The sequence below is a fragment of the Brevundimonas pishanensis genome, from assembly GCF_022750635.1.
GTDB lineage: Bacteria > Pseudomonadota > Alphaproteobacteria > Caulobacterales > Caulobacteraceae > Brevundimonas > Brevundimonas pishanensis.
This window is the reverse complement of record NZ_JAJKBG010000002.1, coordinates 344,306-365,535: the sequence shown is the minus strand read 5'-3', so window position 1 is coordinate 365,535 and position 21,230 is coordinate 344,306. Positions and strand designations below refer to the sequence as shown.

20 protein-coding genes and 1 pseudogene are annotated in these 21,230 nt (G+C 58.6%); 6 read left to right on the top strand and 15 right to left on the bottom strand.

The genetic code is table 11. The features are described from left to right. Positions 1-89 precede the first annotated feature (89 nt). The 3 genes from LOX95_RS05520 to LOX95_RS05510 are packed head-to-tail and all read left to right on the top strand — an operon-like array spanning position 90 to position 2,909. Positions 90-566, top strand: a complete 477-nt coding sequence (locus LOX95_RS05520; protein WP_242913460.1) for a DUF6932 family protein — start codon at positions 90-92, stop codon at positions 564-566. After that, positions 563-1,825: an XRE family transcriptional regulator gene (locus tag LOX95_RS05515; protein WP_242913459.1), complete on the top strand. Its 1,263-nt coding sequence runs from the start codon at positions 563-565 to the stop codon at positions 1,823-1,825. Before LOX95_RS05520 ends, LOX95_RS05515 begins: the two co-directional genes overlap by 4 nt. Continuing rightward, positions 1,797-2,909, top strand: a complete 1,113-nt coding sequence (locus LOX95_RS05510) for a beta family protein (RefSeq protein WP_242913458.1) — start codon at positions 1,797-1,799, stop codon at positions 2,907-2,909. The genes LOX95_RS05515 and LOX95_RS05510 overlap by 29 nt, the downstream gene beginning before the upstream one ends. Here the strand turns inward: LOX95_RS05510 and LOX95_RS05505 are convergent. Continuing rightward, the gene (locus LOX95_RS05505) at positions 2,872-3,465 is read right to left on the bottom strand and encodes a sce7726 family protein (RefSeq protein WP_242913457.1); all 594 of its coding nucleotides are present in this window, start codon (positions 3,463-3,465) and stop codon (positions 2,872-2,874) included. The genes LOX95_RS05510 and LOX95_RS05505 overlap by 38 nt on opposite strands. 796 nt (positions 3,466-4,261) lie before the next feature. Between LOX95_RS05505 and LOX95_RS05500 the strand changes: the two genes are divergently transcribed. Then, a complete protein-coding gene (locus LOX95_RS05500; RefSeq protein ID WP_242913456.1) occupies positions 4,262-4,486 on the top strand; it encodes a hypothetical protein in 225 nt (74 codons plus the stop codon). 267 nt (positions 4,487-4,753) lie between these two features. Then, on the top strand, positions 4,754-6,100 hold the full coding sequence (locus LOX95_RS05495) for a glycosyltransferase (protein ID WP_242913455.1): 1,347 nt from the start codon (positions 4,754-4,756) through the stop codon (positions 6,098-6,100). On the opposite strand, the gene LOX95_RS05490 is transcribed toward LOX95_RS05495, so the two are convergent. The 6 genes and pseudogenes from LOX95_RS05490 to LOX95_RS05470 all read right to left on the bottom strand — a co-directional run bounded on the left by LOX95_RS05490 (position 6,097) and on the right by LOX95_RS05470 (position 13,702). Continuing rightward, positions 6,097-6,762, bottom strand: coding sequence for an LbetaH domain-containing protein (locus LOX95_RS05490; protein ID WP_242913454.1), 666 nt, complete (start codon positions 6,760-6,762; stop codon positions 6,097-6,099). The genes LOX95_RS05495 and LOX95_RS05490 overlap by 4 nt on opposite strands. Before the next feature lie 266 nt (positions 6,763-7,028). Further along, positions 7,029-10,243 (bottom strand): annotated as a pseudogene (locus LOX95_RS05485) (efflux RND transporter permease subunit). A 9-nt stretch (positions 10,244-10,252) separates the two neighbouring features. Then, the gene (locus LOX95_RS14280; RefSeq protein WP_345791436.1) at positions 10,253-10,468 is read right to left on the bottom strand and encodes a hypothetical protein; all 216 of its coding nucleotides are present in this window, start codon (positions 10,466-10,468) and stop codon (positions 10,253-10,255) included. Positions 10,469-10,667: 199 nt separating this feature from the next. Then, positions 10,668-11,249, bottom strand: a complete 582-nt coding sequence (locus LOX95_RS14275) for an HlyD family efflux transporter periplasmic adaptor subunit (RefSeq protein WP_345791435.1) — start codon at positions 11,247-11,249, stop codon at positions 10,668-10,670. Between the two features lie 134 nt (positions 11,250-11,383). Further along, on the bottom strand, positions 11,384-12,532 hold the full coding sequence (locus LOX95_RS05475; protein WP_242913453.1) for a TolC family protein: 1,149 nt from the start codon (positions 12,530-12,532) through the stop codon (positions 11,384-11,386). An 870-nt stretch (positions 12,533-13,402) separates the two neighbouring features. Beyond that, positions 13,403-13,702: a cyanophycin synthetase family protein gene (locus tag LOX95_RS05470; protein ID WP_282452699.1), complete on the bottom strand. Its 300-nt coding sequence runs from the start codon at positions 13,700-13,702 to the stop codon at positions 13,403-13,405. Between the two features lie 299 nt (positions 13,703-14,001). Between LOX95_RS05470 and LOX95_RS05465 the strand changes: the two genes are divergently transcribed. Next, positions 14,002-14,928 carry an NAD(P)/FAD-dependent oxidoreductase gene (locus LOX95_RS05465; protein WP_242913451.1) on the top strand — a complete coding sequence of 309 codons (927 nt, stop codon included), beginning with the start codon at positions 14,002-14,004 and terminating at the stop codon, positions 14,926-14,928. Positions 14,929-14,938: 10 nt separating this feature from the next. Here the strand turns inward: LOX95_RS05465 and LOX95_RS05460 are convergent, their stop codons facing one another. The 8 genes from LOX95_RS05460 to LOX95_RS05425 form a co-directional block, all read right to left on the bottom strand. After that, complete coding sequence (locus LOX95_RS05460; RefSeq protein WP_242913450.1) at positions 14,939-16,117, bottom strand: zinc-dependent alcohol dehydrogenase; 1,179 nt, start codon at positions 16,115-16,117, stop codon at positions 14,939-14,941. A 12-nt stretch (positions 16,118-16,129) separates the two neighbouring features. Next, positions 16,130-16,690, bottom strand: coding sequence for an SRPBCC family protein (locus LOX95_RS05455; RefSeq protein ID WP_242913449.1), 561 nt, complete (start codon positions 16,688-16,690; stop codon positions 16,130-16,132). A gap of 144 nt (positions 16,691-16,834) precedes the next feature. Next, the gene (locus LOX95_RS05450; RefSeq protein WP_242913448.1) at positions 16,835-17,203 is read right to left on the bottom strand and encodes a hypothetical protein; all 369 of its coding nucleotides are present in this window, start codon (positions 17,201-17,203) and stop codon (positions 16,835-16,837) included. An 8-nt stretch (positions 17,204-17,211) separates the two neighbouring features. Then, complete coding sequence (locus tag LOX95_RS05445; protein WP_242913447.1) at positions 17,212-18,003, bottom strand: TIGR02587 family membrane protein; 792 nt, start codon at positions 18,001-18,003, stop codon at positions 17,212-17,214. 38 nt (positions 18,004-18,041) lie between these two features. After that, on the bottom strand, positions 18,042-18,932 hold the full coding sequence (locus LOX95_RS05440; RefSeq protein ID WP_282452688.1) for an SDR family oxidoreductase: 891 nt from the start codon (positions 18,930-18,932) through the stop codon (positions 18,042-18,044). Between the two features lie 94 nt (positions 18,933-19,026). Further along, the gene (locus tag LOX95_RS05435) at positions 19,027-20,043 is read right to left on the bottom strand and encodes a DNA topoisomerase IB (protein ID WP_242913446.1); all 1,017 of its coding nucleotides are present in this window, start codon (positions 20,041-20,043) and stop codon (positions 19,027-19,029) included. 6 nt (positions 20,044-20,049) lie between these two features. Continuing rightward, complete coding sequence (gene ku / locus LOX95_RS05430; RefSeq protein ID WP_242913445.1) at positions 20,050-20,910, bottom strand: non-homologous end joining protein Ku; 861 nt, start codon at positions 20,908-20,910, stop codon at positions 20,050-20,052. Between the two features lie 70 nt (positions 20,911-20,980). Next, complete coding sequence (locus tag LOX95_RS05425; RefSeq protein WP_242913444.1) at positions 20,981-21,214, bottom strand: DUF5961 family protein; 234 nt, start codon at positions 21,212-21,214, stop codon at positions 20,981-20,983. Positions 21,215-21,230: the final 16 nt, after the last annotated feature.

Here is a 21,230-nt window from a genome sequence, read left to right as displayed (position 1 = left end):
AAAACTAAGGCTTTTGAGGTGGCATTAGCATACGAATGTCGCGACCAATCAGATTCCAACGTTACTTGACATAAGCTGACACAACAATAATGTTGGGTCTAATGATTCCTGATCTGATTGACATTGGACACGGTTCGCCCTGGGCGGTATTGCCCCCGGGTGTTCACGATGCGACGATTGAGGAGATCGCCGCTCGCTTCGCGACGACACCCCATCGTGAGTTGTTGTTCGCGGGTTTTGTACGTGCGGTCGATAGTCTTCGTGCTGCGGGCTGCCGTATTCTTTTCCTTGACGGGAGCTTCACTACAGCCAAGGATCATCCAGACGACTTTGATGGATGCTGGGATCACGCCGGTATGGATTTTTCCAAACTGGATCCCGTCCTTCAGGACTTCAGCGGAAAACGACAAGCCCAAAAGGCTAAATATCTCGGCGAAATGTTTCCAGCCTACGCCCAAAGCGGCGGCGGACTATTTGTCGATTTCTTTCAAGTTGAGAAAACATCAGGTCAGCCGAAGGGTATCCTGCGCATTTTATTGACGACCTCGACAGGGGCGGCACCATGATTACCAACGAAAAGCAGTATCGTTCTACCCGAGTTATGCTCGATAAGCTAACGGCGGCAGCGAATGCTCCGACAGCCAGCGACGTTGATCCAATCTTTTCAAAAATAGTCGGCAGCGCCTTGGCTAACCAGATCGCCGAACTCGAAGAGCTTATAGCTGACTATGAGCTTTTAAAGTCAGGTGCGGTTAAAGAGTTTAAAGCCGAGAGGCTATCCGAGCTTCCTGAAATTCTCGTTCGCGCTAGGATTGCGCGCGGAATGAGCCAGAAAGATTTGGCGGATTTTCTCGGCATGAAGGAACAGCAAGTGCAGCGCTATGAAGCGGAGCGCTATCGGTCGGCGAGTCTTGGGCGGCTTGTGGAGATATCCGACGCTCTTGGCGTAATGATTGAGAACCGTGCCTCGCTCGTGGGTGACAGCCACATGGAATCTGTAGACCCAGGCGCTTGGAGTGCCTTTCCGATCGCGGAAATGTACAAGCGCGGTTGGTTTGAGGATTTTGCGGGTACATTGGCACAAGCTCGCAAGTCAGCCAGCGAGCTGGTGCCAGCTTTCCTTCGAGGTGCAAGCTCTCAGCTAGTTCCGATTGCACTTCATCGTAAATCAGTCAGGGCAAACGGCTCCGTCCATGAGGCGTCAATAGCTGCTTGGGAAGCGCGAGTTCGTCGCTTGGCCCTGAACGCTGCTCCTTCTGTCGTCTTTGATCGTCAACGTTTAGATGATGCTTGGATACGAGGCCTTGTAAGTCTTTCGTTGGAACCGACAGGGCCTGCCATGGTCGTCGACTATCTGCGCGACGCTGGAATTGCTCTGGTCGTAGAGCGACATTTACCTGGGACCCTGCTCGACGGTGCAGCCCTGTATGCACAAGAAGGCTTTGGTGTTGTTGCTCTGACGCTGCGACACGATCGACTGGATAATTTTTGGTTCACTCTTATGCACGAGATCGGGCATCTGAAGCTTCATATCGGGGCAGGGCAGGCCTTTACCGCGATTTTTGACAACACCGAGAGCCCCGCGTGCGGCGACCACGAAAGCGAAGCGGATATGTTCGCACAGGAAGCTTTGCTTCCGACAGCTCAGTGGGAGCTCGCGATCTCTCGGTTCAGTCGAACCGAGCAGTCTGTGATGACCGACGCGAAGCGGTTTGGAGTTGCGCCAGCAGTTATTGCTGGGAGAGTCCGTCGAGAAGCGGGGGACTACAGTCTGTTGCGGGGTCTTGTTGGGGCGGGTGAAGTCCGTCGCCAGTTCAGTCTGTGAGGCTCTATTGACGATATCGCCTAAACAATATGTACCTGTCCTTCGCTGGCGGGCTGGGGAATACCGGGCTCTCTCTAAACTCAGCGTAGCTTGTAAATCTTTAGTCGTCCCTTTGATCGAAGTCCTCGAACCAGATTTCGATTTTGAGAAATTGAGACCAGTAAAAACGATCGACAAGCAACTGTTGGATTTCGGTGCCCAACTGCAAAAGAGCTGGGGTCAGCACCCTGCTTTGTTGGATGGCCGTCAGCTCCTTACTGCGACACGGATGGCTGACGGAAGTCATCCTATGACATTTCTGTTCAATGCGGCCCGGGCGCAAGGGGCTGTTTTGACTCCAGTCATAGCTCTGTCCAGCGATCTCGACTACCAGATCGCTGTCCGCGACATCGCTGCACAAGACATGAATGGTGTGGTTCTGCGATGCACCCTTGACGAGGCTCTTGACCCTGACTTCGCAGTCAATGTCGCGTTCCTTCTCGGAATGATCGCAATAGCGCCGCCGCAATTGGACATTGTCCTTGACCTCCGTTCACCGTCTTACGAGCCGCAGGCCGCCTTAATCGCCATAATCCGATCTGCATTGGCGTCGCCGACTTTCCTCGGTGCCCGAAGCAGCGTCGTGCTCGGGGCCTCGTTTCCCGAGACGCTAACGGCGCTGACTCTACCGATACAAACGATAGATCGTCTTGAATGGCGACTATATAAAACCCTCATCACGGCATTAACGGCTCAAGAGCGCCGACCAGCTTTTGGTGATTATGCAGTTGCCGCCATCGACTTTCCGAGAGGCGATATGCGTTTCATGCGCGGCTCGCCTAATATTAGATATACCGTTCGCGACGGCTGGCTGGTCGCTCGAACGAAGCGGCTAAAGGGTCAGACAAATCACGCATATCCGAGCCTTTGCCAGTCTATCATAACTTCAGGCCAGTACAGGGGACCCACGTTTTCGCAAGGCAGCGCCTATATCAGCGGTTGCCATGCGGGCACTGAAACGAGGGGCAATGCTACTACTTGGAAGTGGGTCGCAACTAATCACCACATCACTGTGGTCGTGGACGATCTCTCCAGGATTCCCTAGCCTTCAGTGCCTCACGAACACGTCGCCCGAGTTCACGGCGTGTAAGACTGAGCGCAAGGACACCATAGAGCTCTTCCCGCGGCGCTCGTAGCGTCCGTTCCGAATGACCGAGTTCTCGCAACACCTGCACGACCTCGGGTCTCCACAACAATCGCGCGAGGGTGACAGCGTCGGTGGCGCGGTTGACGCGCTCCTCACGGAGCCGTTTGAGTGCGACCTGACCGTTTTTGTGACGGCTAACCAGAACAATGCCCCACCAATCAGGAAGCATCGCCGAAGCTGCCATTAAATGACGCTCTGCGACGATCAGTGAGGCCTTATCAACGACGTTGCCGTAAGCGGCAATCTGATTAGGAAGTCGGCTGAGAGTATCCGCTTCTGCCTTGATTTCAAGGCCACGGATATGCCCATTAATCACTGCGATATCGATACGGCAGGCACCGTGATCGAGGCCAAGCTCGTCGATAACCAAAGTATCTTGACGATCACGGGCGAACCTTAACATTCGCGCGTGCACGGCACGCCGCACGTCCAGATCACCCATCAAACTAGCCATACCTTGGGAATAGCTCTCCCGTTTCATGGTGCGCAAGTGATTTGATGACGGGCGAGGCTGTCATCACCCAATACGAATCGACGAGTGCAGTGGGTTATTCCCACACCAGACCAAGTGAAGACCGCTTCAAAGTGCGCATTGGACACGCCGACAAGAGGCAAACTGAGCATATGAATGCTAACGATGAATGGGAGCAGGGGGGCACTGCCCCGAAACCTAGGCAGAACAGTGCTGTTAGATATGTCCGCCTCACAACCTCCTTACCCAAGGATCACTGGGCGCATCAGCAACGTCAATGTCCCCAACGCCTCGCTGAAGTTTTACGCGTCGCCGGTAAGTGTTTGTATTCGTTGATGCAGCTGCGCGCGCGTTTTACAGCTATCCTACGGTTTTCAAAGAATTTTGTTTAGCCTTCTAAGCGGACGGTTGCAGGTTCGAGTCCTGCAGGGCGCGCCAGGGTCTGGCTTACTGCGGGGCATCTAAGTGCATTACGAAGATACTCTGGACATCGGGCTATACGGCGGCGGAGCTCGAAAGGGCGCAGACGCGGTTTCGTATTAGCTTCCCGCCGGATTTGGTCGAACTTTTGCGGAATCGGCGTCCGGTCGAGGGGCCGGACTGGAATGACGAGCAAGAGGTTGTGTCCTCATTGGCTTGGCCATTTGAGGGTCTGCTGATCGATGTTGAGAAGAAAGGCTTGTGGTGGCCTGAATGGGGAGATCGCCCAACCGAGGTCACAGATCGCGAGGACGTACTTCGAGCGGTTGTCAGCAAAGCACCGAAACTCATTCCGATCTTGGCGCACCGATACTTGCCCGCGACCCCGAACGTGGCGGGCAACCCGATCTTCTCGGTCTATGGGTCTGATACCATTCACTATGGTGCCAATCTGGCGGACTATTTCGACAGAGAAGAGAACAGACGGGACGAGCAGCCTTGGACAGAGCTTCGCGAGATTGACTTCTGGTCGGAGCTCGTACGGCGCAATGGCAGCTATGACGATCCGGAAGTCTATGACTAGCGGTCGGCCTTAGACATCGGACCGTAATCTGTGTTCACTAAACACAGCGTATTTTGGCGATAACTGCGTAGATTTGAAGCATGTCCACGAGATCGGTATTTCAAGTAGACGTGCTGATATAGTAGATATCGGCGTCGGCCTAAAAGACGAAGTGCAGTTGTTTTAATACTTTAGATAGATTTGATTTCAATAAATCAAGTTTGGGTAGCATTTAACGCGCGCTCTTTCGGCTGATCTTATGCAAAGTCGTTTGGAGCCTAATCCAAGTTGTCGAGTTCCGCCGTTGTCTGTCGCGCTTCAGTTGTAATTTCGGTTTACGAGAACGAGCGATGGATTGCTCAGCAGATCGAGAGCTTGCTGGAGCAATGGCGTCCGGACATCGACCTCGTCATCATTGACGACGGATCCAGTGATCGCAGCCTCCAAGTCGCGCTGGATGCAATCGCCACGCGGCCGGACGTGTCGGCTGTCGTCGTGCGTAACGACCGACGCTCGGGGCTGGCCGTCATACAGCAAGTTCTGCAGCTGTCGAAAGCTGAGATCATCATTCAGGCCGACAGCGACGACGTTTCGTTGCCCGGTCGACTTGATGCGATCCTGTCCCGTTTCGACGCCGATCCAGAGTGCAAGCTGGTGACGTCCAACGCCCTGCGCACATCGATGGAAGGCCTTCCGATAGCGATCGAGGACGTAGAACACGATGATTGCATCCTCAAAGATCCCTTCGACGCGGTGTCCAAAATCTTTAACGTGCGCTGGATCGGTGCGACGTCCGCATTCCATCGTAGTCTGATTGAAGACTTCCCGCTGGACACCGAGCTTTGCCCCTATGGGCTGGACCTTATTCTGGGCCCGCGGGCGAGCCTTGTCGGGACGCATCACTACATCTGCGAACCGTTGATCGAGTGGCGCCAGCACCCACGAAATACCCACCGCGTCGAAGGTGCCCTGAGCACAAATAATGCCGTCAAGGACCGCTATCTCTATCTGGAACTGGCGGCGTGGGCCCAGCGCGTGCGCGATATCGAACATCTGCTGTCGACGGCATCTGCCTCTGCGGTGCCGGAGGGACTGCTCGAGTTTGCGCGTGCAAAGTTCATGCATCAGTTCGCTGAGTGGAGCTTGCTGCACAACGAGGTCATCTCGAGTGGAGGTCAGACTGCGCCGACGTCGGGCGGTGCAACCGCGATCTCCGTGCCGCCCATCGTCACGATCGCAGCAAATACGACCCGCTATTTCGGCGCGTCGGATGTTCTGGGCAATGCAGCAGGGCAGTGGGCCGGCATTTTCCCTCCTGAAGACGACTGGAACTGGACCGGACGTCGCGGCCTGTTGGTGTTCAGAGCACCTGGTGCCCGTACTATCCGCGTGACGTTGTCGGGTTTGTTGTTCCTTGGCGAGCAGAGCGTGTCGCTGAGGATCGGGGGCGGGGATTGGGTCTCCGCTACATTGTCCGGCGGGATCAGCACGGTGACATTGAACATCGAGCCGACCCATGAACCGATCACGCTGAGGATCGAAGCCCCTTCAGCAGTGCGACCGTCGCAAGCGGGTTATAACGAAGACAACCGCTGCCTCGGTGTCTGCCTCCGCTCGATCGAAGCGATTACCTAAGAATAGTGGTTCAGGATGTAGCGGGTCGACGCAGTCGGTACGGCCAAAGTGCCGTCCGGCATGTCCTCGCGTATGACGGTGTTGGGGGCGATCCGGCAGTTGTTCCCGATCTTGAGGCCCGCTTCGATGCGTGCGCCCATGCTGATGATGCAGTTCTCCCCAATGTGGGTGTCGCTGGCGACCGTGGCACCGGGCAGGACGTTGGTGTGGTCGCCGATCGTAACCCTCGCTCCCAGAACAACACCCGGCATAATCGAGGCGTGACGGCCGATGGTGGCATCAGCGCATGTGGCGAAGGGGGCGATGAACGTGCCTTCGCCAACCTCGGCATAGGGCGATACCGCGGCCCGATGATCTATATAGGATGTCCAGATCACGCGTCGCAGCGGCGGGCGTAGGATCAGGCTGGCTCGGGCCGCGGGATCAGCGACCGTGATGATGGCTCGCCATTCGGGACCTTCGTAGGTGTCGATGGGTTGGACGGTATGGCCGTGGACAATGGCCCCCGCACGATCATCCAGAATGGCAGAGACGATGACCCCAGCGTCGTTCAAGACGCCCAGAAGGTTGTTCGCATTGCGCCCCCCGCCGACCAGTACGATCCGTTTAGCAGAGGATCGGAGGGCATCGCGGTGTTCGTCGCTAAAGGTCAGGGCGTCCATAAAAAGCCGATTATCCAACTGGCACATGTGGGGTCGGCAAACGCGTCGCCACCGTCACGAAAACCAGAGGTTTATAATCGTGATTTTAGGAACGGTGTAGCTTAATGCGCTGGTTTTAAGGTAATTCTCCGCATTAAGCCTGTCGCGTGGACAAGGGGTAACGCCACTTTCTCGCCGTGCGTGCGCTCTCGTTTGGCAATGCAATTTTGGGGTGTGTCGAGTGCGCTCGGCCACCGCCGCGATGGGGCGATGGCCGAACTTGCCGGTCAGTCCTCGGTCAATTCGGATCGCCGCTTCATTGTGCGTGCGGCGAATGTGGGCAGCACGAGCAGGGTGAGGGCAGTTGCCGTGATAAGGCCGCCAATGACAACGGTCGCGAGCGGCTTTTGAACCTCTGCACCAGCACCGGACGCGATGGCCATGGGGATGAAGCCAACAATCGCCACCAGCGCCGTTGTTAAAACGGCCCGCAGGCGACTGAAGGCACCATAGAGCGCGGCATCAGGCGGGGTGTGACCGCTCTGCAAGCGCTCGCGAATGGCCTGCATCAGCACCAGTCCGTTAAGTGTGGCCACCCCTGATACAGCGATGAAGCCAACGGCGGCTGACACCGAGAACGGCATCCCTCTCAGCAACAGGGTAAATGCGCCACCGACAAGGGCCAACGGCACACAGGCAAACACCAGTCCCGCCTCCGCTATCGAACCCAGCGCGACAAACAGGATGATACCGATCAGGACCAGCACGACAGGGATCACCAGCCCCAGTCGCTGTTCGGCGCGTTTCAGGTTTTCGAATTGGCCACCCCATTTCAGCGAGTAGCCTGTCGGCAGTTGGACGTCCTTCGCGACCCGTTTCTGCGCGTCGGTGACGAACTCGCCCAGGTCGCGACCGCGGACATTGGCCTGAACAACCATGCGGCGGCTGCCGTCATTGCGGCTTATCTGGTTCTGGCCTCCCTTCACCTGAATACGCGCCACCGTGGATAGCGGGATGGTGACGCCGTTGGCCGTGGTGATCGGAATGGCGGCCAGCGCAGCCGGATCGTTGCGCTCTTCATCGTTCAGTCGCACGACGACGTTGAAGCTGCGGTCGCCTTCGAAGATTTGGCCCGCTTCGGTACCGCCGATGGCCGTGGACACGGCATCGGACACATCCCCCGCCGACAGGCTAAAGCTGGCGGCTGCAAAGCGGTCGATAGCAACCGTCAGAGTGGGCAGGCCCGATACCTGTTCTACCCGAAAATCCGCCGCGCCAGTGGTTGCGCGTAGGGCGTTGGCAACCTGATCGGCGGCGGCCTGAAGCTGGGTGAAGTCGTCGCCATAGACCATGACGGCCAGATCGGTGCGCACGCCCGAGATCAGCTCGTTGAAGCGCAACTCGATAGGTTGGCTAAACTCGAAGCTGTTGCCCAGTTGGCGTGATGCAACCTCTTCAAAGCGAGCGATCAGTTCCTCTTTCGGTAGCTTCGGATTAGGCCATTCTTTTCTAGGTTTGAGGATGATAACCGCGTCGGAGATGTTGGGCGGCATGGGGTCAACGGCTGCTTCGGCAGTGCCGGTCCGCGAAAAGATGGTTTTCACCTCCGGCTGTGCCTTGATGGCGCGCTCCAGTGCCATTTGCATGGCCAACGACTGATCAAGCGAGGCCGATGGGACGCGAAGCGCCTGCATGGCTACGTCGCCTTCATCCAGCGTCGGGATGAACTCGCGTCCAAGCGACATGAACGCCAGTGTACCCGCCAACAGCATGGCGCAGGCCGAGATGATCACGATCTTCGGGCTGTCGACCGCGCGGCGGATCGCAGGCTCGATCCAGCGGCGAGCAAAGCGGAGGATGGCCGTTTCATGCTCGTGCGCGTGACCGTTTTCGTCGACTTCCACCTTCTTCGGATCCCGCACCAAAAGCGCGGTCATGGCTGGCACAAAGGTGAAGGAGAAGATGAAGCACCCACCAGCGCCAGCATGACCGTCGCACCCATGGGGATGAAGGTTTTACCCTCGACGCCTCCCAGCAGAAGGAGCGGTGTGAACACTAACAGGATGATGAGCTGTCCAAAAGCGGCAGGCTTGATCATCTGTTTGGCGGCCTGTCCGGCCACGTTCAGGCGTTCCGAGCGCGTCAGGGCGCGCCCCAGATCGGCCCGGCGCTGGCTGAGCATCAGCAGGGTGTTCTCGACCACAACCACAGCACCATCGACCAGAAGGCCGAAATCCAAAGCGCCAAGGCTCATCAGATTACCGCTGATGCCAAAGCGGTTCATGCCCACGACCGCGAACAGGAAGCTGATCGGGATCATCAAGGCCGTGATCGTTGCGGCGCGTATGTTCCCCAGCAACAGGAACAGCACCACGATCACCAGCAGCGCGCCTTCAGTCAGGTTCTTGGCTACCGTCTTGATGGTCGAGTTCACCAGCGCACTGCGGTTCAGGACGGGTTCTGCGACGATATCCGGCGGGAGGGTTGCGTTGACTTCCTCCAGCCGTCCGGCTGCGTTTTGGGCGGCCGTGCGGCTGTTCTCGCCCGCCAGCATCAGCCGTGCCAACAACGGTTTCGTGCCCGTCACGACTGGCGGCTCCTAGGCGCGTGGACTGCCCGATCTCGACAGTTGCGACGTCGGTGACCCGAACGACAAGGCCATTGCGATTGACCACAGGCGCTTGTGCTAGATCTTCGACGGACTGGGCCAATGCGTCGGTACGAACAGTCAATGCCTCGCCCGAGCGCTGGATGTACCCCGCACCCGATTGGGTGTTGGCGCGGTCCAGCGCTTCGACCAGCTGGGCCAGGCTGATGCCATAGGCCGACAGCTTGGCGGCATCGGGACGGACAGCATATTCCTTCACATCGCCGCCGTTGACGTCCACGCCTGCCAGCCCTTTGGCCGTGCGCATACGCGGCGCGACGGTCCAGTCCTGCACGGTTCGCAGATAGGTCGAGCGTGCGCGCGGCGTGGTCAGGCGTTCACCTTCGGGCGTCAGATAGCTTCCGTCCGGTTGCCAGCCCGCTTTTCCGGCTTTGGCCTTGCTCGCGTCGAAGGGTTTGAAATCGACCGTCCACATAGGACTTCGCCGAGCCCCGTCGTGATCGGAGCCAGCGCAGGCTCGACGCCATCGGGCAAACGCTCTCGAGCCTGCGCCATACGTTCGGCCACCTGCTGGCGGGCGAAGTAGATGTCGGTCGCGTCGGTGAAAATGACCGTGACCTGACTGAACCCGTTTCTGGTCAGTGATCGCGTGCTTTCCAGCCCAGGAATACCCGCCATGGCGGTTTCCAGTGGATAGGTGACCTGTCGCTCCATCTGCTCGGGTGCGAGGGCAGGGGCTACGGTGTTGATCTGTACCTGACGGTTGGTGATGTCAGGCACGGCATCGATAGGCAGTTTCGTTAGCTGGAACAAACCCCAGAAGGTGAACAAAACGGTCGCCAGAATGACGAACCAGCGAAAGCGGACAGAAGCCGAAATGATTTTACTGAACATAGGGCGTCCTCAGTGACCGTGCTCGGCTTCGCCGCGGGCCATTTCGGCCTTAAGCAGGAAGGCGTTGGTCGAGGCGACGAGTTCTGTGCCGGAAAGACCGCGCAGAATTTGCGTCTGTCCGGCGGCTGCCGTGCCGACGAGAACGGAATGGGCACGGAAGCCTGTGGTCGTCTTGACGAAGACGACAGTCGCACCATCGACGGTTTGAATGGCGCTGGATGGCACCGAGACTCCGCCTCCTTCATTGCCGCCCGTTACGACGAATGCCGTGACCGTTGAACCGGCGGGGTGTTTGTGCCCAGTGGCTGTGCCCTGACGACAGTTGCGCCGCTGTTTTGCAGATCTGCGCCTACGGCTACGCCGACGATGCGGGCATCAAACTCGCCTTGAGGGCCGATTACCTTGATCACGGTTCCGGACTTGATCAGGTGCGCCACTGCGGGCGGCGCGTTAACACCAACTCGACTCTGTTCGGATTGGTGACTTCGGCCAGCACGGTGCCTTGGGTGACGAAGCCACCGGGGCCGACTTGCACGTTGGTGATCACCCCGGAAATCGGGCTGACGATTGACGCACGTCCGCTGGCGCTTGGCGATCCGGCTGCGGAAGCCCGAGCGGTGTCGGCTTTTAGCGCGGCACCTTCGCCACTGACGACCGTAGCAATCGGCTGGCCAGCACGAACCGCCTGACCGGGCGCGACCAACAGGCGCTCAACCGCCCCCGAGAGATTGGCCGTGATCGCCGCCTTGGCGTCGGTCATCGGCTGAACACGACCGGACAGGCGTGTCTCTGCGCCGCCACCCGATTTCACGGCGACAACCTCGATTCCCGCTGCTGTGATCTGCTGAGCGGACAGCTCGATCGCGCCATCATCGGCTTGCGGCTCTTCCTCGGCCAGCGCGGATGCAGGCCGTGGTTCTGCCTTGGCGGTATCGGGTTGGGAACGTTGGCCAATGACGAAGCCGCCAGCAGCCATAACAAGGGCGATGGCGGCAGCACCTGCCACAAGCCCGGTTCGGCAACAGTTTCTGTTTCATCACAGATTTCCTTGGAACGGGGCGCGACCCTCGAGACGCGCGAGGTCAATTTCAGCCCGTACCCCGGCCAGTCGGGCATCCACCGACGCCGAGCGCGCAGAGATCAGCGCCGTGCGGGAGGCCCGCAGTTCAAGTTGCGAGATACGCCCAGCCTCACTGCCGATCCGCGCGAGCCGATAGGCTTCTTCGGCCGCGTTACGCCTGCATCGGCTGCGGCGATGCGATTGGTCGAGGACGACAACCGCGCAACCGCACCTCGGCGCTCGGCCATGGCGTCCTGACGCGCGGACAGGACGCGAGCCTCAGCCGCAGTTTGCTCGGCACGGGCGGCATCGATGTTGCCACGGTTTCGGTCAAACAACGGCAAGGACACGCTTAACCCAACGGTCAGCGCGGTTTCGTTCTCAAGCCCATAGCGCGTGACGCCAGCGCTTGCTGTGACGTCAAGGCGGGCGTTCGTGCGCTCTCCGGCTACACGTCGTTCGGCAGCCAGACGCTCGGCCTCGGCGATCCGTATGGCCGGCGCGTCGTCTGATTGGTTCAACGGCGCACTTGAGGCGGTCGCCAGTAGGCTGGCCTCAATGGCGGTGACCGGCTGCGCCAGCATCGCCAGACCGGTCAAGCGAGCGAAGGCCGCCAGTTCCTCGGCATTGGCTTCGTCCAAAGCGGCTCGGGCCGACGCTGCCTCGCTTTCGGCCTGTATAGCTCGGAGCATGGGCTCACGTCCGGCCTCGACCAGAGCCACCGCCGCGCGCGCGTCCGCAAGCGCCAGTGTCAGTGCTTCTTGCGCTAGCGCCGCGCGCTTTTGTGCTGCCTCTGCCTCGGCATAGATCAAAGCCAACTGTCCGCTGGCGTCGATCAACGCCAGATCACGGCGGGCCGATGCGACGCCTGCGTCAGCGCGCGCTATGTTGGTGCGCGCTGACCTTCGGCCCCAAAAGTCCACGTTTTGCTCGACCGATAGGCTCAGGTCGCTACCGCCGCAATTCTTGTAAGGACCGGTACCGAATGTATTGTCGGCCGAGAACGCTAGTGTCGGATTGGGCCGCGTTAGCGCTTGGCGGACCCGTGCCTGTGCGGCATCGGCAAGGGCGTTGGCTTCGGTTGCGCGCGGAGTTTGGGTCAAGCCCGCCGGAAGCTGTTGGTAGGATGGCGCAGGTTCTGCACGCGCCAAGTTGGGCAAGGTCGCAGCAAGCGACGCTACCCCACATCCGGCAGCGATCAGCGCCAGACGCAATGATGTCCGTGACATAAGAAATATCCAAAGGTTTCAGATAGATGTGCGTATACGCAGCGTCTGATCAGCCCTTTGGCGGGCGCATTAATCCGTCTGGAGCACGTGTCTCCAGATAATCGTTAACGTGCCAGAATTGGCGGAGCAGGGGGCTCAAAACCCGATTTTCCGCCTCGATTTGTGGTGCGCCGCGTTACGATGCCGTGTGATGGCAGTGGCCATGCGCACACGACGCAACGCCGTCAGCATCCAACGAGCAATCGCTATCTGAAGCGTCGGACAAGCTTTGCTGTATAGACGGCAGTTCAAACGTACATGCCGTAGCATCCGTGAATGGCGTCGCGACGAAAACCGCAACGAGCAAGCTCATTACGGCGAACAACTTAGCTATTTGCCAGGTTGCTTTCGTCATCTTCGGCAAACGTATTCAGCCAACCGTCGAATTACAATGCGTTATAAGATAGCGCGCCTGAGACGCGTGATCGAAGTCTGTGACGCGGCCTAGAACCGCTCAACCATATTGTGCGCGTACTGATGCAAGTGCAGCGCAAAGGGGCACCGTTGAGCTGGTATAGAATATCGCCTAACGAATATTATGCGAAGGAAACACATGTTGAATTCTGTTGCATATTGTCAGAGTCCCTATTTTCTGAGACTCCCAGTGAGATTAGGGTTCGGACCGAATATATGGTGCCGATATTATGGGACTCGGTTCCCATTAAATCGGACTCGCAGGTCTAAGCTGCTTGCGCGTTCTCAGCTTCAAGCACGTGACTCACAGCGGTAAAAACAAGCTCATTGGCCGTCACTCGTCGCTGCGCTGCTGCGTCACGAACTTCATTTATAAACCTAACTGGAACCTGGATGCTGACGTGTACGGCATCGTTCTCAATGGCAAACAAATGACGGTATCGCGGCATGTGTTCGGACCCGTCCCCTTACCGAACGTGTCTTGCCACGCGATACTTCGTGGCCCGCGCGAAACTGGAGTTCCAATGCGACATGTTCGACGATATGCCCGAACCATGTGCCCTCCTCCAGCCGGCGCACAAAACCTCCGGCGACGCCAAAGCAGCACCCGTGTTCCTGCAGTCCGGGCAACTCTTGGAGCAGCTTTTCCTTGAAGCCTGCGATCAGGTTTCTGGGCCACTCTTCCATCGCGCCAAGATCGAGACGGACCCTCACCATAGGGGTTCTGCTATATCGATGAGGTCCGCGATAGACTGCGCGTTCGAGGACCTGCATTGGTCGCACTCCAGAGTGAACCCTGCCACTTCCAGACGCTGTTTCCCCTTCAGATAGCCCGTTGTTTAACGTCGGGAATTGTTCTTCTGTCATTGCGGCTCTCCCTATCGGGAGTGAGAAATTGCAATCCGTCTTCGCCGTTCCTGCGCGTCGCTTACAATCCATTGTCGGACACAACGCGCGGCGTATCGGGGGAACGCCACCCCGCGCTCTTAAGTTCTCCCACTAAAGAGGACACATAAATGGATCAAAGTACCGATTGGGATGTGGTGGTCGTAGGGGCCGGACCTGCAGGGTTGACGGCCGCTCTATACCTGGCGCGGTACCATCGCCGCGTGCTGGTCATACACGACGGTAAGAGCCGCGCTCTGCGTATCCCGCTCACGCACAATGCGCCGGGCTATCCCGATGGTATCACTGGCATAGACTTGATCGCCCGCATGACCGAGCACGCAGAAAAATATGGTGCCGAAATGCTGGAGATGTGCGTCTCGAACATTCGCCGCGCAGATGGAGCCTTCATCGTTTCAAGCGATGGCCAGCCCGATACTCGCGCCCGTGGCGTCATCCTCGCGACCGGCATTTTCCTGAACGAGGTGGACCTGTCCCGTGATGTCCACGAACAGGCGATCAAGGACGGTGTGCTGCGGTACTGCCCCATATGTGATGCATACGAGCATACGGATGCCAACATCGGGGTGCTGGGGTGTGATAGCAACGGCGCGGCCGAAGCGCTGTTCCTGCGCCAGTACTCAGACCGCATCACTCTGATGCCATTGTCCCATCCCGAACTGACAGCATCAGAGCAAGCACAGCTCGACCAGGCCGGTATCAAGGTGGCCCATGGCGCACTGGCCAAACTGACGCCTCACAGCGACCGCATCGAAGTCGCGTTGGAGGGACAGCAAGAAGCCAGTTTCGACGTTGTCTATCCGGCGCTGGGCTGCTCGCCACGAGCCGAGCTGGGCACCGCACTTGGCCTAGGCCTCACCGACACCGGTTGCCTGCCTCCAGAAGCGGTGACGAAAAGCGCGGTCGAGGGACTATGGGCAGCAGGCGATGTGGTTGAAGGATTGGATCAGATCAGCGTCGCCATGGGCCACGGAGCCCTTGCTGCCACCAAAGCCCATAACTGGCTCCGTGAGCAGGATGGCGAGACGCTGACCTGATCTGGCAGTATTATCCGTGCGGTTGCAGGACCACCTTGGTCCATTCGTTCGGATTGTCGTGGAAGTTCTTGTAGGCCGTCGGAGCTTCTTCCAGCGGCAGTCGGTGACTGATCAGGTCTGTCGTATCGATCCGGCCTTCCAATACCAGCTTTAACAACTCCGGCAGGTATTTTTGCACATGGGTCTGACCTGTCTTCAGGGTCAGACCCTTTTGCATAAAGGCCCCGATGGGCAGCTTGTCGCCAATGCCGCCATAGACGCCCGGCATGGATATGCGTCCGCCCTTGCGACAGGCCATGATGGTTTCGCGCAGGACGTGCTGGCGATCCGTGCCGAGCTTAGTCTCCTGCTTCACAGCATCAATGATATTGTCCGGCGCAAAGCCGTGCGCCTCCATGCCCACGGCGTCGATGCATGCGTCCGGCCCGATGCCTGCGGTCATTTCCTTGAGAGCCTCGAGGATTTTCACCTCGTGATAGTTCAAGGTCTCGGCACCATTTCGCCGGGCGAGAGCTAACCGGTTCGGCTGGTGGTCGATGGCGATAACTCGCCCTGCTCCCATCAGAAAGGCGCTCTTGATGCAGAACAGGCCGACGGGGCCACAACCCCACACTACGACGGTATCGCCCGGCTCGATTTCGGCATTTTCTGCGGCCATCCAACCTGTCGGGAGGATGTCGGACAAGAACAGCACTCGCTCGTCCTCAATGCCATCAGGAACCACAATCGGGCCAACATCCGAGTAAGGAACCCGTGCATATTCGGCCTGCCCACCGGCATAGCCTCCGGTCAGGTGGCTATAGCCGAACAATCCCGCTGCCGGATAACCGTAGGCCACTTCTGAAGCGTCGGATTTATCCGCCGGATTGGAGTTATCGCAGGCCGAGTACTGTTGCTTGCCGCAGAAGAAGCAACTGCCGCAGGCGATGGTGAATGGCACGACGACCTTCTGACCGACTTGCAGACTGGTGTTCCCGCGGCCCACCTCAACTACTTCGCCCATGAACTCATGACCCAGTATATCGCCTGAGTGCATGCCGGGAATGACACTGTCATAGAGATGAAGATCGGAGCCGCAGATGGCCGTTGCGGTGATTTTGATGATGGCGTCACGAGGATTGACGATCTGGGGATCGGGAACCGTATCCACGCGGACATCGTGCTTTCCGTGCCAGGTAAGAGCGCGCATGTTCAGTTCTCCTCAACTACGGGGTGCGGCTTCAGGAGCCTGCGAGGTCGAGACTTCGCCGGTTTCCATCAGTTGTTTGAATCGACGCAGTTCACGTCGGGCCTGAATGCGCGGCTCGCGCTGCATCACCTTGGCGACCAGCTTACCGACGGCCCCTGCGGGCGGGTCATAGCTGATCATCACCCGCACTTCGGTGCCACGCCCGAACGCATTATCGCGGAACTCTACCCACCCCTCATGGTCAATGTCGGAGTCTTCGGTGGAGCGCCAGCCAATGAAGGAGGCGGGATCATCGGCGGTGATTTCGGTTTCAAGTTCAATGTCAGTGCCGCCCGGCCCCGCAATCACCCAGCGCCGTCCGTCTTCGGACACGCTGCGCACGTTTGGCATGAAGGTCGGCAGGTTCTGGAAGTCCCGCCAGAATTGATAAAGGTCGGCCCGCGGGCGGTTGATGATCACCGCCTGCACTGACGAGGCGGCATGCTCACCCTCGTGCGCCTTGCGGTCCAGCAGACCTGTGCCTGCCATCTCGGCATTGGTACCTTGGGTGGGCTGGATATCAGAGGCACTCATGTTTCCAGCCTCGCACTCGTTTGGCGGGCCACCGTTTCGGGAAGTCGCATGGGATTTTCCTTTTCTGCCTGATGAAAAGGAAAGTGTCGGCTTGCTCCGTGCGTTTCTCGAATGTCGCCTAGTGTCTGGTAAGGATCAGTTCCCCTACGGGTAAATCCAACTGTCGACCCTTACTTCCACAGGACCGGCTGCCTCCAGACGCACGACCACTTCCCTGCCCCCGCCCGCCGGCACGTAATCAATCACCACAGCAGCTTCTTCACCTGATGCCTGAGCCGAGACGGAAACTTCAGATGCTGTGCGCCCGCCGTCGTTTTCGACTTCGATCGTGACCTCTCGCGCCCCGCCTACGTGGTCTATGCGCAGCGTTTTTGCGGACAGGCTTGCTTGATCGCCCCCATTGGCGCTCTCGATCGCGAGGATCGTTGCGCCGATACAGATAACTATAGCTCCCAGTGCAGCGAGACACGCCTGGGTGCGCGAGATGCGACGTTTCTTTCTGGGTTTGGACACACCAAATCTCATACCAAAAGCCTTGCTGCAGCAGCACCTAACGAAGCTGGAAACGCGAGTACGACCGTATTGGCTGCGATGGCGCCGATACCGTGGCCGTCGTTCATTCCTAGCAGGCTCAGGATCAAAAGGCTTGCCAGCAGACAGATGGCATAGCCCGGCACTGTGAAGTGCATGAAGGCGCCCATCGGCGTTTCCTTTTCCTCCTGTCCGGCAAATCCGACTTCAAATACGAACAGATGCAACAGCACTAACGACAATGCCATGACCGCCAAGGCAGTTAGTGGGCCGATGCGATAGGCCACCAGTTGCATCTCCTCGGTCGGTGCAAGATTGAGGGCGAGGAACAACGCACCCGCCATCATCAGAAACAGTTCGCCGAAATAGTCGCCCTTATGGATGCGATCCTCTGCCCCTGAAGCGGCAAGCTGCTTGCGCGCAACGAGTGCACCTATCGCAGCGGGCACGGTCTGCATTACCAGCTGGCCCGTCGCCACCCTCGTATTGGCGAGTTCCCACGCGCCCATCAGGGTCAACAACACCGACGCCGTGACCGCGGCAACGAGCACTGCGACCAAAACGTCCAGTATGTTCTGCAGCGTTCCCCGACGATTGGTGAACCCTGCATAGTGAGCCAGGCCATAAAGCAGCGGCAGGCTGATCACGAGATACAGCAACTGCCGCCATGGCTCCAAGGCCATGCCCAGTTCCCACATCTCCATCGTCATCAGCAGAGGCAGCGAAAAGAGCAAGGCACCGCCAAAGGCGCGCCCCAGATCCCTGACGTAAGACGAACGCACAGCCTGTCCCCCATGACGCGAAGACATATCGACCTACCTTAACCCACGCCCGCACCGCCGGTTACGCCCCAGACTTCGCCCGTAACAAAGCTGGCTTCCTGAGACGCCAGCAGGACATAGACAGGCGCGATTTCCACCGGCTGGCCGGGGCGGCCGAATGCGCTTTGGGCACCGAAGTTCCGCACCTTCTCGTCGGGCTGACCGCCACTGGGTTGCAACACCGTCCAGAAGGGACCCGGGGCGACAGCGTTGACGCGAATGCCTTGGTCGATGGCCTGTTTGGCGAGTGCCTTGGTATAGGTAACGATGCCACCCTTGGTGGTCGCATAGTCCAGTAGAATATCACTCGGCTCATAGGCCTGAATGGAGGCCGTGGTGATGATTGACGCACCCGCTGGCATGACCGGCATCGCTGCCTGACAGAGCCAGTGCATGGCGTACAGGTTGGTCTTCATCGTTGCGTCGAAGTCCGCGGTCGTGAACTCGCTCAGGTCGTCGCGGTATTGCTGGCGGCCTGCATTCACCACCAATATGTCTAGCCCGCCAAACGCGTCGACCGTTCTAGACACCATGGTGGCATTCCACGCCTCGTCACGGACGTCACCGGGAAGGGCCAGTGCCTTTACGCCCTCGGCCTCTATCAGTTTGATGACTTCCTGAGCGTCTGCTTCTTCCGAAGGCAGATAGGATATGGCGACGTTCGCTCCCTCTCTGGCGAAGCTGATAGCGACCGCACGGCCAATGCCGGAGTCACCGCCTGTAATCAGAGCATTACGATCGGCCAGTCGCCCGTGGCCCTTATAGCTGGTCTCGCCATGGTCGGGTGCGGGCGTGACACATTTCACAAGGCCGGGGGGAGACTGTTCCTGCTCAGGAAAAGGAGGCCGAGGATACTGATTTCGGGGATCCTGCATTGCCAGTCTGTCCATCGCTTGTCTCCATGATCGAGGTCTTTAGCTTCCCGATAAATCCTCTGCGGACGCCGTTTGTTGCGCCGTGCATCGTAGCCAACACTGCGCACATCTACGGGTCGTGGATCAGAGCCTTGGCCAGAGCGCGTTCGAAGGACTTGGCCGAAGTACGAGGAAGTGCCTCAGACAACTCCCCCTGCTCGAACATCTCGATCACGCGGGGGTGGACGTAGGCGCTCCGGCAAACGGCCAGAGTGTTGCCCAGCAGAGAAGCCGCCTCGCGTATGCAGGTGTTGGTTTTGCGCTTGGCATCTGTAGCCGAGGTCGGCAGTTCGGTGTCACACAGGGCGCGGGCCACGCAGACCGTTGCCGCCCACGTTCGAAAATCCTTCGCGGAGAACTCCTCGCCCATGTGGTCGCGGATAAAGGCGTTGATGTCGTCTGACGTAACGGCGCGGTATTCGCCGTCGTCATCGAGATACTGGAACAGAGTATGACCGGGCAGTTCGCTTAATCGCCTCACACCTGTCGCCAGCCTTTTGTCCTGAATGTTCAAGTCATGAACAATGCCGCTCTTGCCGCGAAACCGCAGGCGAAGTTCTGAGCCGCTGATCTCGATGTGGCGTTTGCGCAGGGTCGTCAGACCGTAGCTGCTGTTCTCTCGGGAATAGCGCGCGTTGCCGACGCGGATCAGGCTTAGCTCCATCAGCCGCATTGCAGTGGCGACAACCTTTTCTTGATCAAACCTTCGGCGCGCCAGACCCAGTTCGATAGCGGCTTCAAGTTTGGGCAAGGCGGCGGCAAATGCGGGCATCCGCGCAAACTTGTTCTCGGACTGCGCCTTGGACCACTCCGGGTGGTAGCGGTATTGCTTTCGCCCACGCGCATCGCGACCCGTCGCCTGAATATGTCCATTGCTATGAGGACAAATCCAAACCTGCGTCCACGCGGGCGGAATGGCGAGCGCACGGATGCGCGCCAGCACCTTTTCATCGGTTACCCGCGCGCCGTCTGGTCGAAGATAAACGAACCCCCGCCCCGCTCTTTTGCGACGGATTCCTTCCACCTCGTCGGAGCACCAGCGCAGCCCCTGTGGGATATCGTCGGCGTCGTCAGCGACCTTTGCCACTGCTGATTACCCCGCCTTGCGAGCGCGGGTCTTGGTGGTTTTCGCTGCGGGCTTGGCAGACGACTTGGAGGCCGTCTTGCCGGAAGCGCGGCCGGCTTTAGCATCCAGACTGGCCCGAAGCGCCGCCATCAGATCCACAACATTGTCTTCCTTCGGAGCAGCGACCTTAGCGGGCTTCTTACCCTTTTGCTTGTCTGCAATCAGGGCTTTCAGCGCCTCTTCATACCGGTCATTGAACATACTGGGATCGAAGGGGCCTGCTTTCTGTTCGATGATTTTCTCGGCAATCTTGATCATGTCGGCATCCGCCTTTGCGGAGGATATCCCGCCGAAGACCTCATCGGGCTGACGCACCTCGTCATCGGTCCTCAACGTATAGGCCAAAATGCCTTTGCCCCTCGGCTCCAGAGCCAACAGCCGCTCGCGGGTGGACATTACCACCCGTGCCAAGGCGATCTTGCCAGATTTCTCCATCGCGGTCCGGATGACGTTGAATGCGTCCTGTCCGATCTTGCCATCAGGCGCGAGGAAATAGGGATTATCCCAATAGATCCTGTCGATGTCCTTGGCTGGCACGAAGCTCTCGATGTCGATGGTCTTGGTGCTCTCCAGCTTGACCGACTTGATCTCCTCGTCAGTCAGCAAGACGTACTCGCCCTTCGAAACTTCGTAGCCCTTCACCAGTTCGGATCGCGAAATGGGCCCCGTATCCGGATCGGTTGTGATCATCTTGATCCGGTTGTTGGTCTTGGGATTGATCAAGTTGAAGTGGACATCACCGCCGGTTGAGGTGGCGGTGTAAAGGGCAACCGGACAGGTCACCAGGGACAGCTTCAAATGCCCTTGCCAACTGGGTCTGGGAGCCATGGACGCACCTCGTTGTGAAAGTCTGATCAATAGAGACAATCCACAAACGGCCTTTGCGCCGAATCGTTCGCTAGCCGCAGGCTTCGACTTCGCCGGTTTCCAGATCGAGCAGGAAGCAATGCTGGCGTCCGTCATCCACATCGGTCACCCAGAGCCGCAATTCCGGTACTGGCGGTGAGGTGATGAAGTCCTCGATATAGGTGATGGCGGCGGCTTCGACTGTCGGCTCTTGGACAATCCGCGTGGGGTGACCCGTGGCAGTGACCCGATAGCTGTTGAGCTCTTTGTCATCAGTTGCAGTCATTTGGACCTCCGTTCCA

Excerpts from the sequence above, each read along its gene's own strand:
- LOX95_RS05490 (WP_242913454.1), bottom strand. The coding sequence starts at position 6,762 with ATGGACGCCCTGACCTTTAGCGACGAACACCGCGATGCCCTCCGATCC.
- ku (WP_242913445.1), bottom strand. The coding sequence starts at position 20,910 with ATGGCTCCCAGACCCAGTTGGCAAGGGCATTTGAAGCTGTCCCTGGTG.
- LOX95_RS05470 (WP_282452699.1), bottom strand. The coding sequence starts at position 13,702 with ATGGTGAGGGTCCGTCTCGATCTTGGCGCGATGGAAGAGTGGCCCAGA.
- LOX95_RS05520 (WP_242913460.1), top strand. The coding sequence starts at position 90 with ATGTTGGGTCTAATGATTCCTGATCTGATTGACATTGGACACGGTTCG.
- LOX95_RS05505 (WP_242913457.1), bottom strand. The coding sequence starts at position 3,465 with ATGGCTAGTTTGATGGGTGATCTGGACGTGCGGCGTGCCGTGCACGCG.
- LOX95_RS05440 (WP_282452688.1), bottom strand. The coding sequence starts at position 18,932 with ATGGACAGACTGGCAATGCAGGATCCCCGAAATCAGTATCCTCGGCCT.
- LOX95_RS05455 (WP_242913449.1), bottom strand. The coding sequence starts at position 16,690 with ATGAGTGCCTCTGATATCCAGCCCACCCAAGGTACCAATGCCGAGATG.
- LOX95_RS05475 (WP_242913453.1), bottom strand. The coding sequence starts at position 12,532 with ATGTCACGGACATCATTGCGTCTGGCGCTGATCGCTGCCGGATGTGGG.
- LOX95_RS05425 (WP_242913444.1), bottom strand. The coding sequence starts at position 21,214 with ATGACTGCAACTGATGACAAAGAGCTCAACAGCTATCGGGTCACTGCC.
- LOX95_RS05465 (WP_242913451.1), top strand. The coding sequence starts at position 14,002 with ATGGATCAAAGTACCGATTGGGATGTGGTGGTCGTAGGGGCCGGACCT.
- LOX95_RS05460 (WP_242913450.1), bottom strand. The coding sequence starts at position 16,117 with ATGCGCGCTCTTACCTGGCACGGAAAGCACGATGTCCGCGTGGATACG.
- LOX95_RS05515 (WP_242913459.1), top strand. The coding sequence starts at position 563 with ATGATTACCAACGAAAAGCAGTATCGTTCTACCCGAGTTATGCTCGAT.